Here is a 13,834-nt window from a genome sequence, read left to right as displayed (position 1 = left end):
TCTGAAAAGCTTTTCAATATCGTGTAAAAAAAAGAGCTATCGACGTTTCTTCACAGCAGACAGACCGCATTTAGCGGAAGTTTTTCTTGCGAGATCTGGAAAGCGGAAGCTCCGAAGCTTTTACTTTCTGATCTCTAAAAAAAATTCTGCTTACCTCTGGCGGGATGACTCCCTTACGATCAGCTTATGCTTCATCATCTCCTTTGGGACCTTCACACTGCCTGTCGTAAGCAGTTCATGAAGCTTCTCCGCCGCGCGGTATCCGAGCTCGTAAATCGGCTGAGCCACCGTCGTCAGCTTCGGAATGAACATATTCGCCATCCGCAGATTGTCGAACCCGACGACCGACACCTGACCCGGCACGAGAATATTCCGGTCCTTCAGATACGAGATCGTCCCCATGGCGAATTCGTCCGCCACGCAGAACACGGCCGTAATGTCCGGATGGGCGGAAAAAAGCTCGTGCGTCGCATGATAAGCCTGCTCGAACCGGTGTTCCGCGTACGCCACCTTTTCGATGTTGTGGGTGAGCCCGCCTTCCTTCATGGCCCGGACGAAGCCTTCATACCGCGGCGGCCCCGATACCGAGTTCACATGGTTGAAACCGATCATACCGATCTCCCGGTGGCCCAGCTCAATGAGGAACTTCACGGCCTCATAGGCGGCCTCCTCGTCGTCGACCTCGACGCTCGGAACCTCGAATTCGTCCGAATGCGAGGACAGCAGCACGAACGGGATGCGGCATGCGGTGAGCTTCTCATAGTACTCCGGATACAGGATATCGCTGGCGAAGACGATGCCGTCCACCTGCTTCTCGCGGAAGGCGTCGATGTAAGATAGCAGACGGTCCTTGTCGCGGTCGGTGTTGCAGATCATCAAGCTGTATCCGAGCTTGACGCAGGCGTCCTGCATCCCCCGGATGATCCCGGCAAAGTACATGTTCTCGATATCCGGGATGAGGAGCCCAAGGGTAAAGGACTTTCTGTAAATCAGCCCCCTGGCAAAGGCATTCGGCTGATACTGGAGCTTCTCGATCGCTTCGAGTACGCGTGAGCGCTTAGCCTCCACCACTGACTCGGGCGAGTTCATGACCCGCGAGACCGTACTGATGGAGACACCGGCCATCTTGGCAACATCTCTGATTGTTGGTTTCATGTGGGCAACTTCCTTTTTAAGAAAACCTTTTCAAGGCGATTATAGCAAGGGTATTTCGAGTTGGCAATAACTTTTTTAAGCGCTTACAATCACCTTATTATGCCGAAACGTTTTTACTCATTTAAGGTGCCTATAGCTGCATAGGGAAAGGTTCTTCGTCCTCCCAGCAAAAAAAGCCCCATCAGGGCTCTTAGGTACTGCGCCAAACGTCTGCGGTTTCTTTCGGGAAGGTCAGCTGTACATTTCCAGTCTTTATTCATGAACTGCGGCGTTTTGAATCCATATTTTACAAAAAAATAAGACCGCCTTCCGTCTGGTTTTCCCAGGCCGATTGGGCGATCTTATTCCTTACTTGATTTTTTTTACCTTTGTCACTCCCCAGTCCTGGTTCAGGACTTCGCCATCCCTGTGTAGACCAGAATTGCGTCCCGCAGAAACTCCGCCGCTCCCGGCTGCTTCGCATCATAGTAAGCCTTGAAGCGCTCGTCGTCCACATACATCTGGGCCAGCCCGGCATGCGCCTCTTTGCTGTAATCGCTCCAGTAGTACGTCAGCCACTGCTTGTGGAGGTCAGCCGTCTTCTGGGCGAGCTCACCGGCAGGATCTCCTGTTTGATAAGCCTGCCCAAGCGTGGACAGCACCTCATCGGCCAGGCGGGACACCTCTTCGTACTGCTCCTTGGTCATGTTTTTCACCTTGGCGTTGGAACGCTCAATAGCCGCATCCCCGTACTTCTCACGGATTTCCTTGCCGTGCTTCTGTTCGTTATCGTCAATGAGTTGTTGTTTGAAACCTTCAAATTTCTGCTGATCCGTCATGTTCATTCTCCCTTCCTGATACTGGATCGTCCGTTCCACGTTGGCAATCAGCCGGTCCAGCTGCCTGCGTTTGTCAAGAAGCTTCTCACGATGTTCCTTCAGAGCTTCGCTGCTGTTAAAAGAAGGTGAGGACATCAGCTCCTTGATGCGGTCCAGGCTAACGTCCAGCTCTCTGAAAAATAAAATTTGCTGCAGCCTGTTCACCTCATCCTCCCCATAAATCCGGTACCCTGACGAATTGATCCTAGCCGGCTTAAGAAGACCGATTTCGTCATAGTACCTCAGGGTCCGGGTGCTGACGCCCGCGAGCCTTCCCAGCTTCTGTACGGTGTATTCCATGGGGTCACCTCCTGACGGTTTCACTGTACACCTTTACGCAGCGTCAATGTCAAACCCTTTTTCTGCACACAGCAAAAAGGGCTCACCAGGCGGACCTTCAGACGAAAGCCATGCCGAGCAGCCCTTGAAGTAACATTTGACCTATTGCTATGTTCCATTACTCAGCTGAAGCCGGGTTCCGCCCGCCCCATTTATCCACCCATCGCTCCATTTCCTTTAAGGCGAGCTGAAAATCGGCGCCCTTCTCCGTTAGCGAATATTCGACCGTCACCGGGACTGTGGGGAACACCTCGCGGTTTACAAGTCCCATCCGTTCAAGATGCCGGAGCGTATCCGTCAGCGACTGGGTTTTAATTACGGACGCATTGCGCTGAAGCTGATTAAACCGCTGCGGGCCCTTCAGCAGTTCATCCAGTACGAGGAACGCCCATTTGGTCTTCAGGATTTGCAAAACCTCGCAAATTTTCGAGCCCGACTCTTCGGGATTATATTTCAAAGCATGATCTTCCAAAGCGCTTCACCTCCCTCATGTTCGAGAAAAAAGTACCGACGTTATCCCGCCTGGCCGGCAGGATGCTGCCCTGAATATATAGCTTCAGCGTGCCCGTGTCAATGAGCGGATGGTACGCTTGCCGGATTCCTACGGCCGATCATAGAGCTCGCCCAGTGCCGCAAAGGAAGCCTTCGTATCCCACGGCATCCCGGGATAGGCCGCCCCTGTCCGCCCGTCTTTGAACGTACGCACGACGCTGTAGCTGGCCGTATCCAAGTTAAAGGCCGGCTCTTCGTCATACGGATAGCTTGGCATGGCAAACGTAAACCAAAAGGCTCCATCCACCCCTTCTTCCTGAAAAATATCGAAAAGCTCCCTCATGTACCGGACCTGCACCTGTTCGTCCCTCACAATGCCCTCCCCCAGCCGCTTGGGCGAATGTCCATGATCTACGACGTTCCAGCCAAAACCTCCCCGGTCCTGCGCCCCTTCGTAGGTGCAGCATCCGAATTCCGTGATGACGACCGGTTTACCGTGCTTGAAATAGGCGCGCAGCTGCCCCCGGTAGCGCTTATCGTTATACGCATCGCGGTAATGATCGGCCGAAACGATGTCAAAAGGACCCCAATTCACATTTTCCCACGTACCGGAAGCATAGGTGACTTGCCCGTGGAAATGCTCCCGGATCACATTTACGGCTTTGCTGAGAAAAGCGTTCAGACGCTTATGAAAAGATCCCTTTCGAATGGTGTATTTGAGCAGCCGCCAAGGGCTCATCAGCACCCCGATTCGGTCGAAGGACGTAGCTCCTTCCAATATCCCTTTCATGAACAGACTCAGCTCGCAGCCGGCCACAAACACGACGTCCGCTCCTTTTCGCCGCAGCGTCTCCGCCGCGATTGCACATTTCCTGTAGTACTCGAGCATCGCTTGTTCTTCCTCATCGATCAGAGCCGGGGAGAACCACACCTCGAGCCCCTGATGGAGAGCGTATTCCGAAGCGGCCACCAGCCTGTCCACATCCCTGCCCGAAATACGGATACTGGTGCAGTGCAGTTCGCTCTGGATGATCTCCGTTTCCTTCCGGACGGTCTCCGGATCAAAAAGTTCTCTCGAGGAGGGCTGATCCGGTCCGCGGGTGTACGTTCCGACATCATAGTTGATTCCCCTCCTGCGAGGACCGCCGCTCTTGCGATTTATTGAATCATTGGCCATACTGCGGGTCATTAGGGTTCCTCCTCTGTCTCGTTTTTAATTAATATTTATTTACTATCACTGTTGATATTTTGCGTTAATACGTGAATAATATAAATAAATATTTACTACCTGTCAAACGGATAGGGATGAAGGAGAACACGCCATGAATTCAGACAACTCCAGGCTTGCCGCAGCTTATATTCAGCTGATCCCGCTGCTTCACCGCGGCTTTGACATGCCTTCTGCGCGGCAAATGTTGCCTGAGCTGACGCATCTGCAGTACCACGTGCTCGAGGCTTTATATCATCAACCGGATAGTTATTCGATGAGCCTTCTGGCCAAACATCTGCATATATCCAAGCAGCAGCTTACGCCCCTGATCGCCAAGCTTGAAGAGAAGGAATGCCTCACCAAGCAGCCGGACCCTCAGGATAAGCGTCAGATCGGATTGTCCTTGACCGAGAAAGGCCGGCGAATCGTAAGCAGCCGGTGGGAGTCCTTCCACCACGAGCTTAGCCAGCAGCTGGACCGTCTTAGCGAGGAGGACCGAAGCGACCTCGGTTTCTGCCTTGAGAAGATGACCCGAATCCTGCGCCGGTTAGAGCCGGATACGGCTAAGGCGGATTAGCCCGGCCTGTCCGGCCGGGCTTGATCCGTTACTCGGGCCGGCTTGCGGGAGCGGATTCCCGCTGCCGGTACAGTGGGAGCACGGTCAGCAGGCCGATCAGCAGGCACAACCCTGCCAAGCTGTAGATGATTCCGAGCGGTAGGCGGCCGGCGAGCACGCCGGACAGGCTCATCATCAAGAGCATGGCACCCGTCATAAGCGGCGTGCGGATTCCGCTCACCCGTCCGATGTATTCGGGCTCCGTATGCTGCATGACGAGCGTTTGGTTACCGATGAATATCGCCGGCTGCAGCAGGGCGATAACGAACTGGGCCAGCATCGTGAGCCACAGCATACCGGACCATCCGGTGACGGCAATCCCGGCTGCATTGACGATCAGGCCGAGCATCAGCAGCGTCTGGGGAGCCATGCGGCCGGCCAGCGCAAACGCGGCGATCCCGCCGGCAATCTCCCCGGCGCCATACGGGATGGACAGCCATTTCAGGTGATCGGCGGGAAGACCGAGCTTGTCGGTCACAATGAAGACGCTTAGCGGCGAAATGAGGCCGATCCCCAGACCGACAGCCGCAAAACAGAGACTGAGCCGACCCAGTACGCGGTTCGAAGTGACATAACGGATGCCGTCCCTCATCTCCCGGAATACCGAGGTTCCTTTTCTTCGGCCGCCCCCTTTGGCTTTGGAATCGGCTGGAATCCATCCCAGCACGGCGGCGGACAGCAGAAAAACAGTCCCGGTCAAGCCCATGGAAACGCCGATGCCAAAGGTTTGGTACACCCATGTCCCAAGAACGGGGCCGAGCACCATAAACACGGCAAACATCGTCTGCAGCACGGACATCGCCGGCTGGATCAAGTCCGCCGCGGCCCGTTCTTGAAACAGCCTCATTCCTGATGGCTGCGACAATTGGGACAGTACGGCGGATATCAAGGTCGGGAAGAATACGGCTTCCCAGGCACCCGATTTCATGGCCGCGAGGACGATCCAGATGGAGACGGCGGCGAGCGCATCGCACCAGATCAGCGTTCTGCGCGGCGGCCACCGGTCGGCGAACACGCCTCCGATCAAGGCAAATACCAACATCGGAGCGTACTCGGCAACCGAGATCATAGAGACGGCGAAGGCGTCGCCGCCAGTCTTGTTAACAACATAGAACAGCACTGCGAAGTTCCGGACCCAAATGCCGGTTTGCGTCAGCAGATTGGAAATGAGGACGATGCGAATCCATGGATGATGTAACAGCTTTAACGAAGCGAACATATTCTTAGACTCCCTTCCTGGTTTGGATTTCATCATGTGCGTTTCGGATTCCATGATGTAGCCTCCTCCAAGGGGAGAGTCAATGACTCATTTTTTCGGGTTCCCTGCTTGACTCTGACCTTAGGGGAGGCTATACACTAACCGCGAAAGGAGGAAATGACCAGGTGTACACCGTGAAAGAAGTATCGGAGCTGTCGAATGTCACCATCAAGACGCTCCATCACTACCACAAGATCGGCCTCCTGATGCCGAGGGAGATTACTGAGGCGGGATATCGGTTATACGGCATGGAAGAACTGGAGCGTCTGCAGCACATTTTGTTCTATAAGGAGCTCGATTTTCCGCTGGAGCAAATCAAGCAGCTGCTGGAGGATCAGCCGGGCAGAGCCGAGATTTTGTCCGGTCAAAGGGAACTCCTCCTCGGCCGGATGAGCCGGCTCGAGCGGCTTGTCCATACGCTGGATGAGTCCATTCAACATACACGGGAGGGAAAAGCGATGAATACGAAGGATATGTTCCAAGGATTTCAGAGCGAAGAGGAATGGAAGGAAGCGTTGGCGGAGCAGAACCGCCATGTCCAGGAGAATTACGGATACGACATGCTGGAAGAAAACCGGGTGGATCCGGTCGAGATGAACGAGCAGGCCGCGGAGGCGGTGCGCTTTATGAACGGAATGGCGCAGGCGCTGAAGGATGGCGTCAAATACGACGACGGGCAGATCCGGCAGCTGATCGCATCGCATCTGGAGGCTTTGAAGAAGCATGGACATGACACCGGACCGGACGCATTTGCCGCGCAGGCGCGCTTTTTCCTGCAGGACGACTTTCACCGGAACATGCTGGAGTCCCAGCAAACCGGCCTGTCCTATTATCTGTGCACCGCAGCCGAAGCGTTTGCGCAGAACACTTAACAGGCGTATCGGAAGCCATCAAGATCCAATGCCATCAGGATCGAAGGACGCAAAAAGACGGATCAGCTGCAGCTGGTCCGTCTTTTTGCCTCTTTCCAGGGTTTATTCGTGGGAGGGGGCGATTGGAGAATTCCCGCTTCCCCTTTTGGTGCCGCTGACATCGGCCAATTGCGTTTTCTTTAACGCTCCGAACCACCCGAGCGCATCACCTGCACGTCTGCCATGACATGGCTGCCTTTATAAAAAGCATAAATCGTCGTGTTCCCTGCCCGCTTCCCGACCAGATTTCCTTCCGGATCGATATCCGCGATATCAGGGTTCTCGCTGCGGAACTTCGCCTGCTTGGTTACGTCGGTTTCCTTGCCGGTCAAGTAATCCAGCACCGTCAGACGGATATCGATCTGCGTGCCGGCGGCCAAAGAATACTCGTCCGAATCCAGTTGAAGCCGACCTTTGACCTTATCGAATTCGTCGCTGTCCTTAGGCAGCACCTGGACCTTGATCCTAGCGCTCAGCCCCTGGAATTCCGCAAGCAGATAGGTTTTCCCCCGCGAGACGCCGATGACACGCCCGGAAGGGTCCGCCTCGGCAATGGACGCATCTTCGATGCTGTACACCGCCGCTGTGGACAGATCGCTGTGCGATCCATCCTCGTATACCGCCTCAAGCACGGAAGGAACGGTTTCCCCTTCTTTAAGCTTCAGTTCCTTTCCGGAAAAAGCAATGCTTGTCGGCTTGCGGTCATCCGCTGGCCCCTGCTCCTGAAAAGGGGCAACCTTAATGAGCTGGAACTTCGTCGTTTCCTCGCGCAGTACCGTGCCGGGAACGATGACGCCTCCGTCCGGACCGGCGGCACCGATGCCGTAGCGGGATAAAGCAGCCTCCTTGAACAAGTGGCGGTTCAGAAGGTTACCGTCCCTGTCCACAGTCAGCACATCGTACTGGATTTTCCGGTTCGAAGGGCTTCCCGAATAGTGGCCCCCCAGCAGGGCGTATCCGTCGCCTAACGGAACCAAATTGTTAAACACCTCATAGTCCGAGCCCTCCGTCTTGAACGTCTTCTCCCACTGCGGCTCCCCGTTCAGATCCGTCTTCGTCAGAATCGTAATGCGCTGCTGGTCTACCACCCGCTGGCTGCCGATCAAATAACCGTCGTCACCCGCGGGGATGACCGCAAAAGCGCCCCGGTCCGTGTGGGGATCACTGATCTGCTTAGCCCAAACCTCCTGCCCATCCGCATTCAATTTGACGATCAGCAGCGCGTCCGGATCCCCTGCCTCGTATTCCGGAGTATTCACCGCGCCCACTGCGATCAGCCCGCCGTCGACCGCCGGAATCAAATCGTCAAAATACTGGCTCTCCGCATAACGGTATTTGTTATACCACAGCTCCTGTCCCTGCCCATCGACCTTAAGCGCGTAAGCAGTCTCGTATCCCATCTTGGAGATGCCCTTGCCGCCGATAACGAAGCTTCCATCCTCCAGCTCCACCGCTGCCTTCGGTGTGCTGTAAATATAAGGATCATCCTGGGTCCGGTCCCACTTCAGACCGCCGTCGGCATCCAGTTTGGCCAGATACATCTGGCTGTACGGTTCACCGGCCTGATTGGTGGATGTTCCGTACACGAGATACCCGCCGTCCCGGGTTTCAATCGCGGACAGCGCTTCATTGGTGCTCGAACCGCCGTAGGCCAACCTTTGCTCCCATTTCACCTCTCCCTCCGGGCTGAGCTTCATGATATACGCTTGTTGCTCATAATCGTCCCACTCCCCCGCAGGCACGACTTCCGTATAACTACCCAAAGCAAGGTATCCGCCGTCCGAAGTGGGAAGAACGCCTTCACCGGCAGACCAGCTGCCGTATTCCCGGGACCATTCCATATGCGTCTGGCTGTCGCTTTCCGCGCGGACTACCTCCGCCTTTCCCCCTGGCAACACAATCAACAATACCAACATCATGCTTGTAAATCGAAGTAAAAACCTGGACATATGCGCACCCCTCACGTCTCGCTGATTAAATTCCATAATATTTCAATCTGCTCTAATTATGGGTTCAAATCATCCAGGTGGGTATCCCCCTAATCTCTTAAATCCCTGTGTCGTATGAACGGTTTTCCGTTCACCGATCAAGGCGATCTGCAACCCTCTGGACCTAGTTCGATGGAATGAGCCCGTATATAGCGCCATTGCATTCGTCATGAAAGTGTGCTAATAATTGTATGAACTATTTTACACAATGTAAACAAAATTCTCTAAAGCAGGATTCGTTTACACTTTATATTGGGGAGGCAATCTGGCATGAGATTACAAGGCAAAGTGGCGATCATCACCGGGGCAGCAAACGGAATGGGTGCGGCGGAAGCGAAATTGTTTGCTAAAGAAGGCGCAAAGGTCGTCGCAACCGACTTAAACGAGGCGAAGCTCAATGAAATCGTTGCCGAAATTACCGCAAACGGCGGCGAAGCAGTGGCGCTGAAGCAGAACGTCACCTCGGAAGAGGAATGGAAGGCGATCGTTGCAAGAACGGTTGAGCTCTACGGCAAAGTGGATGTATTGGTGAATAATGCGGGCGTCGCAAGTCCCAAAACGATGGCCGATATGGAGATGGACGAGTGGAACAAAGTCATGGACATCAATCTGAACGGCTGCGTGCTTGGCATGAAATACTGCATCCCTGAAATGAAAAAGGCCGGCGGCGGATCGGTTATTAATATTTCATCCATCGGCGGCATTGTGGGCATGGCAGGGTCAAGCCCCTATACGGCTGCCAAAGGGGCGCTGCGCGCGTTGTCCAAATCCGCTGCCGTCGAGTACGGCAAGGATCGAATCCGCGTCAACTCCGTCCATCCCGGCATCATCGTCACGCCGATGACCGCTCCTTCGATGGCATCCGCCATGCCTTATTATGAGGCGCACACCCAGCTTCCTTACATGGGCGAGCCGGAAGACGTTGCTTATGGCGTCGTATTCCTGGCCAGTGACGAGTCCAGATTTATGACGGGTGCGGAACTCGTCATTGATGGCGGCTGGACGGCGCTGTAATCCGGGGGCATTTTTTCAATCCCGTATAATAACAGGGACTGCTTCTCAAATGGTTCGAACCTTTGAGGCAGTCCCTTTTTTTCTCGGCTATTCGGCATCCTTTTATCGCAAGATAGATCATCCGCAGGTGACGTCTGGCTGCCTTGAATATACGTCGAATGACGTTTTTTATGCTAGTATAGAGTTACCAAAAGATAGGTGTGATGTAGGTGGAAAGAAAAGATCCAAGGCAAGTGCATTCGATGAAAAAAATACAACGGGCTTATTTGTCGCTGATGCTGAAGGAAAACGAAAAGAGCATCACCATTCAGCGCATCTGTCAGGAAGCTCATGTAACGCGGCCTACGTTTTATAAATTGTATAAAGATATTCTGGAATTGCGCGTCGACCTGCATAATGCGATTTTAAACGATTTAAGGCAGTCCTTGACCATTACCCATCCCAAAAGGATTGACGAGCTGCGTTCCGAGGACCTTCCGGAAAACATGGTCGCCCTGTTTGAGCATATCATTCAGAACCAGCTTGCCTATGAAGTCATGCTCGTGTATAAACCGGACGACTTATTTATTCAGGAAGTCAAAAACATCATCAGGCATTACGTAGAAGACGGCATTCGCGTATCCCAAACGTCCGAAGAAGGGCTCCGCATGGAGATGTCCTTCGTCATAGCCTACACAACGGGTGCTTATTTGGAAAGCATCGTCTGGTGGGTTCGCAGCAACTATAAATATTCCGCCGTCACCATGGCGTCCAAGCTGCTCGAAATCTCCTTCCACGGGCCATATAAAAACCCGATTTTATGGAATAAGTAACGCTTATTTCACGATGCCAATCATAAACCCGTCGTACCCCTTGCTCCCCACCGTCTGCAGCGCCGTGGCCGAAATATTCGGATGCCCGCTGAGCATATCGTAGAACGTTCGGACACCCTGCACCCGCGGGTCAGTGCTGTGCCGATCGGCAATTTCCCCGTTGCGGATAACGTTGTCCCCGACAATGACCGTTCCCGGCCGGGAAAAATGCAGCGCCCAGCGGAGATAGTTCGGATTGTTCGGCTTATCCGCATCGATAAAAATGAGGTCAAACGGCTTCACCCCCTCTTTCTCCATTTGGGCCAGCTGTTCAAGCGCGTCCCCGGTGCGTACTTCGATCGTCTGTTCCAGCCCCGCCCGGACGATGTTCTTCTTGGCGACTTCGGCATGATGCGGACTCAGCTCCAGTGTGATGATCCGCCCGCCTTCAATCAAGCCTCTAGCCATCCATATCGTGCTGTAGGCCCCCAGCGTCCCGATTTCCAGGATCCGTTTAGCCCCTTTGATCTGCACGAGCAGCTGCAAAAACTTCCCCTGATTCGCCGTTACATCGATTTCCGGAAGATCCGCCTTCCGGTTCGCCACGATCACTTCGTCCAACACCCGGTCATTCGGGCAAAGCCGGTCGACAATATACTCATCTACTTGTTCCCATACAGGATTCATTCCCCGTCACTCCTTATCATTTGGTTTCATCTTTAGGATAGAAGCGCTTCTGGTTCTATTGTAGATCGTCTATAATGATATGAATAATATATCTTTCGCCGATTTTCATACATTAAAGATATGAATGGATGAGGAGTTGATACACCTTGAACCTGCACGCCCTGCGCTTATTTCATGTGATTGCTTCCACCGGGAGCGTGACCCGGGCATCCGAGCTGCTGAAGATCAGCCAGCCTGCGATTACCTCCCAGATCAAGAAATTCGAGAAGGAGCTGTCCCTGATCCTGCTCGAACCGCAAGGAAGGGGCATCCGGCTGACCGATGCGGGGGACAAAATAGCTGCGCTCGCCAAGAGGCTGTTCGCCGTCGAGCAGCAAATCGAGCAGCTGGCGCGGGATTACGGGCAGGGTACGGCCGGCCACATCCGCCTGGCGGCGACCTACCTGCCTGCGCACTTTCTCCTCCCGACCTGGCTTGCAAGGTTCAAGCAGCAGTACGAGCAGGTCGAGATGAGCATCACCACGACCAACTCCAGCGGGGCGCTCCGGCAGCTGCTGAGCGTCGAAGCCGACCTGGCCATCTATGGCGGGCTGCCGGAAGAATATCCGGACACGATTCAGACCGAGGAGCTGTTCCAGGACGAGCTGTGGTTCGTCGTCGCGCCGAATCATAAGTTTGCCAACCGCCACCTGTCGCTTGCCGAAATGATGAGCGAGCCGTTTGTCATGCGCGAGGAAGGCAGCTCCACGCGGGAGCGGCTGTTCGCGCTATGCCGCACCTACAACGCCCCGGCCCCCAAGGTAGCGCTGCAGTTTAACGGTCTGCACGAGGCGATCACCGCCGTCATTGCCGGATATGGCGCCAACTTTGTCTCCTCGTTGGTTGTACGCGAATATGTGGCGCGGGGAGAGCTGTGCCGGGTCTATGTAGACGACGTCAGTTTGACGAACGTCATCGCCATCTGCACCCGCAAGGATGAGCCTCTGTCTCCGGCGGCCGCAAACCTGGTCGAGCTGATCCGCAGCCGCCCGGTGTAATGCGGCAAGCACTGTTGGCGCGCTGCATTTCGCTGCATATTGCCTGAAATCCAGTTCAGCCGTGCAACAGGGCCGGACTAATCTTTTTGCAGCAAATAGATGGACGGATTCAGTCCCTTCAACCGGAGGTCGGCTACCGTGGCCAAACGGAGATCGGCTTTCTCGGCAGCTGCCAGCAGAGGCCCCCCCGCATCGGTTAAACAGACGATCTGACCTCCTGGTTTCAGCACCCGCTTCATTTCTCTAAGCACTCCTTCATACAAAACGGGAATGCATGCTATGGACGAAATTTGCTTTCCAAAAGGAAGATTGGTCACCACTTTGCCGGCATATCCCGGATCCAGCGGCAGGCGCTGCGCATCCCATTGCTTAAGGTGTACACCGGAAGTGTGTCCCACATTGGCACGGGCAGCTGTGACGGCTACCTCGGAGAGGTCTCCGCCGTAAATGCCGGCGTGAGGATACGCACAGCGCTCGGACAGCACGGTCCCTGATCCGCAGCAGGGGTCAACGAAAATGTCGTCCTTCTCCGGACGGGACACCCACACGAGCGCGTGGGCAACGGTCGGCCGCAGGGCGGCCGGCGTAAATTCCCGCGTCTTTCCCCTATACCTGAACGCCGCATCCGTTATCCTGATGGCAAAGACAGCCTCTTCCTGAACCAGATCGAGCCGAAACTCGAGCTGATGCCCGCCGCTGTGATCTTGTCTAAAATGCCGATAGCGCCGCATGATTCCCAATTCCGCAGCCTCTGACGCATCAAACCTGCTGTAGGTATGGTTTCCCGCTCGGCTGGCATTGACCTTAAAGCTAATCTTTTCGGAAGAATCCAGTCGGATCATGGATAAATCCAAACGGGAGATTTCTTGTTCGATATGGTGTAAATGCAATTTATGAGGACCCACCGGGAACCGGTGGATGAAACGATACAGATTGTCGGCAGTCCGCAGCGTCAGAAAATACTCTACTGGCAAGTCAGAGTCAAAATAAACCTTTCCCCTGGCCTTGTCCCCAATACGTACCCCGGAAATTTTAGCCTGCATTTCATCGGCGAGAATTTCTTCCAGCCCAGGCAGTACAGTAAAAAAGTAGCGTGGCATACATCGATCACCTCGTCATTGATGGTAAGCATAGAATAATGCCCGCAAACAGCGGCTTTTGCTCCGGCGGCCTGTTAAATGTGTTTCGAACATCTGCCCCGGAAACAAAAAAACGCGAATGAACCAAAGTCCATTCGCGTCTTCTATGCAAAAAGGCACAGGCTCCCCCTAAGGCTGCCTGCAAAAGAACGTGATTAAGGAATTCCGTCTCAAGACCATTCACTGCATCCCCGGAAGCTGCATGTAAAATATACCCAGCCCCTGTTGGGCTTGGATACCTCATGCTTCCGGTATGCTATTCAGTTTAGTTCACTGAATGAATGGTCAAGAAAACGGTCATCATCATCATCGTTCCAGCCTCCATCAATTACGAAATTTT

Annotated in this window: 13 protein-coding genes; 5 read left to right on the top strand and 8 right to left on the bottom strand. The window is 54.2% G+C overall.

What is annotated here, in order from left to right:
• Nucleotides 1-150: 150 nt before the first annotated feature.
• The 4 genes from ABIE48_RS05610 to ABIE48_RS05595 all read right to left on the bottom strand — a co-directional run bounded on the left by ABIE48_RS05610 (nt 151) and on the right by ABIE48_RS05595 (nt 4,032).
• Nucleotides 151-1,155 (bottom strand): LacI family DNA-binding transcriptional regulator, encoded by a 1,005-nt coding sequence (locus ABIE48_RS05610; protein ID WP_116232426.1) that lies wholly within the window; start codon nt 1,153-1,155, stop codon nt 151-153.
• A gap of 389 nt (nt 1,156-1,544) precedes the next feature.
• The gene (locus ABIE48_RS05605; protein WP_192715103.1) at nt 1,545-2,312 is read right to left on the bottom strand and encodes a MerR family transcriptional regulator; all 768 of its coding nucleotides are present in this window, start codon (nt 2,310-2,312) and stop codon (nt 1,545-1,547) included.
• 157 nt (nt 2,313-2,469) lie between these two features.
• Nucleotides 2,470-2,823: a winged helix-turn-helix transcriptional regulator gene (locus tag ABIE48_RS05600; protein ID WP_354518476.1), complete on the bottom strand. Its 354-nt coding sequence runs from the start codon at nt 2,821-2,823 to the stop codon at nt 2,470-2,472.
• Nucleotides 2,824-2,952: 129 nt separating this feature from the next.
• Nucleotides 2,953-4,032, bottom strand: coding sequence for a glycoside hydrolase family 113 protein (locus tag ABIE48_RS05595; RefSeq protein WP_354518474.1), 1,080 nt, complete (start codon nt 4,030-4,032; stop codon nt 2,953-2,955).
• 133 nt (nt 4,033-4,165) lie between these two features.
• Between ABIE48_RS05595 and ABIE48_RS05590 the strand changes: the two genes are divergently transcribed.
• On the top strand, nt 4,166-4,630 hold the full coding sequence (locus ABIE48_RS05590) for a MarR family winged helix-turn-helix transcriptional regulator (RefSeq protein ID WP_192715104.1): 465 nt from the start codon (nt 4,166-4,168) through the stop codon (nt 4,628-4,630).
• Nucleotides 4,631-4,658: 28 nt separating this feature from the next.
• Here the strand turns inward: ABIE48_RS05590 and ABIE48_RS05585 are convergent, their stop codons facing one another.
• Complete coding sequence (locus tag ABIE48_RS05585; protein ID WP_354518472.1) at nt 4,659-5,942, bottom strand: MFS transporter; 1,284 nt, start codon at nt 5,940-5,942, stop codon at nt 4,659-4,661.
• Nucleotides 5,943-6,052: 110 nt separating this feature from the next.
• Between ABIE48_RS05585 and ABIE48_RS05580 the strand changes: the two genes are divergently transcribed.
• Nucleotides 6,053-6,799: a MerR family transcriptional regulator gene (locus tag ABIE48_RS05580; RefSeq protein WP_354518470.1), complete on the top strand. Its 747-nt coding sequence runs from the start codon at nt 6,053-6,055 to the stop codon at nt 6,797-6,799.
• Nucleotides 6,800-6,978: 179 nt separating this feature from the next.
• Here the strand turns inward: ABIE48_RS05580 and ABIE48_RS05575 are convergent, their stop codons facing one another.
• Nucleotides 6,979-8,742 (bottom strand): Ig-like domain-containing protein, encoded by a 1,764-nt coding sequence (locus tag ABIE48_RS05575; RefSeq protein WP_192715105.1) that lies wholly within the window; start codon nt 8,740-8,742, stop codon nt 6,979-6,981.
• Between the two features lie 354 nt (nt 8,743-9,096).
• Here ABIE48_RS05575 and ABIE48_RS05570 point away from each other — a divergent pair, with 354 nt between their 5' ends.
• Nucleotides 9,097-9,840: an SDR family NAD(P)-dependent oxidoreductase gene (locus ABIE48_RS05570; RefSeq protein ID WP_145024996.1), complete on the top strand. Its 744-nt coding sequence runs from the start codon at nt 9,097-9,099 to the stop codon at nt 9,838-9,840.
• Nucleotides 9,841-10,082: 242 nt separating this feature from the next.
• A complete protein-coding gene (locus ABIE48_RS05565) occupies nt 10,083-10,652 on the top strand; it encodes a TetR/AcrR family transcriptional regulator (protein WP_145024998.1) in 570 nt (189 codons plus the stop codon).
• 3 nt (nt 10,653-10,655) lie between these two features.
• Here ABIE48_RS05565 and ABIE48_RS05560 read toward each other — a convergent pair whose 3' ends face one another.
• On the bottom strand, nt 10,656-11,318 hold the full coding sequence (locus tag ABIE48_RS05560) for an O-methyltransferase (RefSeq protein ID WP_192715106.1): 663 nt from the start codon (nt 11,316-11,318) through the stop codon (nt 10,656-10,658).
• Nucleotides 11,319-11,464: 146 nt separating this feature from the next.
• Between ABIE48_RS05560 and ABIE48_RS05555 the strand changes: the two genes are divergently transcribed.
• On the top strand, nt 11,465-12,355 hold the full coding sequence (locus ABIE48_RS05555; protein WP_192715107.1) for a LysR family transcriptional regulator: 891 nt from the start codon (nt 11,465-11,467) through the stop codon (nt 12,353-12,355).
• A gap of 77 nt (nt 12,356-12,432) precedes the next feature.
• Here the strand turns inward: ABIE48_RS05555 and ABIE48_RS05550 are convergent, their stop codons facing one another.
• On the bottom strand, nt 12,433-13,455 hold the full coding sequence (locus ABIE48_RS05550) for a methyltransferase domain-containing protein (RefSeq protein ID WP_192715108.1): 1,023 nt from the start codon (nt 13,453-13,455) through the stop codon (nt 12,433-12,435).
• Nucleotides 13,456-13,834: the final 379 nt, after the last annotated feature.

It is taken from the genome of Paenibacillus sp. OAE614 (genome assembly GCF_040546645.1).
GTDB lineage: Bacteria > Bacillota > Bacilli > Paenibacillales > Paenibacillaceae > Paenibacillus_AQ > Paenibacillus_AQ favisporus.
Note: the sequence above shows the minus strand (reverse complement) of the source record. Positions and strands in the feature narration are given on the sequence as shown.

Coding starts and splice junctions, on each gene's coding strand:
- ABIE48_RS05585 (WP_354518472.1), bottom strand. CDS start 5,942: ATGGAATCCGAAACGCACATGATGAAATCCAAACCAGGAAGGGAGTCT.
- ABIE48_RS05595 (WP_354518474.1), bottom strand. CDS start 4,032: ATGACCCGCAGTATGGCCAATGATTCAATAAATCGCAAGAGCGGCGGT.
- ABIE48_RS05550 (WP_192715108.1), bottom strand. CDS start 13,455: ATGCCACGCTACTTTTTTACTGTACTGCCTGGGCTGGAAGAAATTCTC.
- ABIE48_RS05590 (WP_192715104.1), top strand. CDS start 4,166: ATGAATTCAGACAACTCCAGGCTTGCCGCAGCTTATATTCAGCTGATC.
- ABIE48_RS05560 (WP_192715106.1), bottom strand. CDS start 11,318: ATGAATCCTGTATGGGAACAAGTAGATGAGTATATTGTCGACCGGCTT.
- ABIE48_RS05565 (WP_145024998.1), top strand. CDS start 10,083: ATGAAAAAAATACAACGGGCTTATTTGTCGCTGATGCTGAAGGAAAAC.
- ABIE48_RS05605 (WP_192715103.1), bottom strand. CDS start 2,312: ATGGAATACACCGTACAGAAGCTGGGAAGGCTCGCGGGCGTCAGCACC.
- ABIE48_RS05570 (WP_145024996.1), top strand. CDS start 9,097: ATGAGATTACAAGGCAAAGTGGCGATCATCACCGGGGCAGCAAACGGA.
- ABIE48_RS05610 (WP_116232426.1), bottom strand. CDS start 1,155: ATGAAACCAACAATCAGAGATGTTGCCAAGATGGCCGGTGTCTCCATC.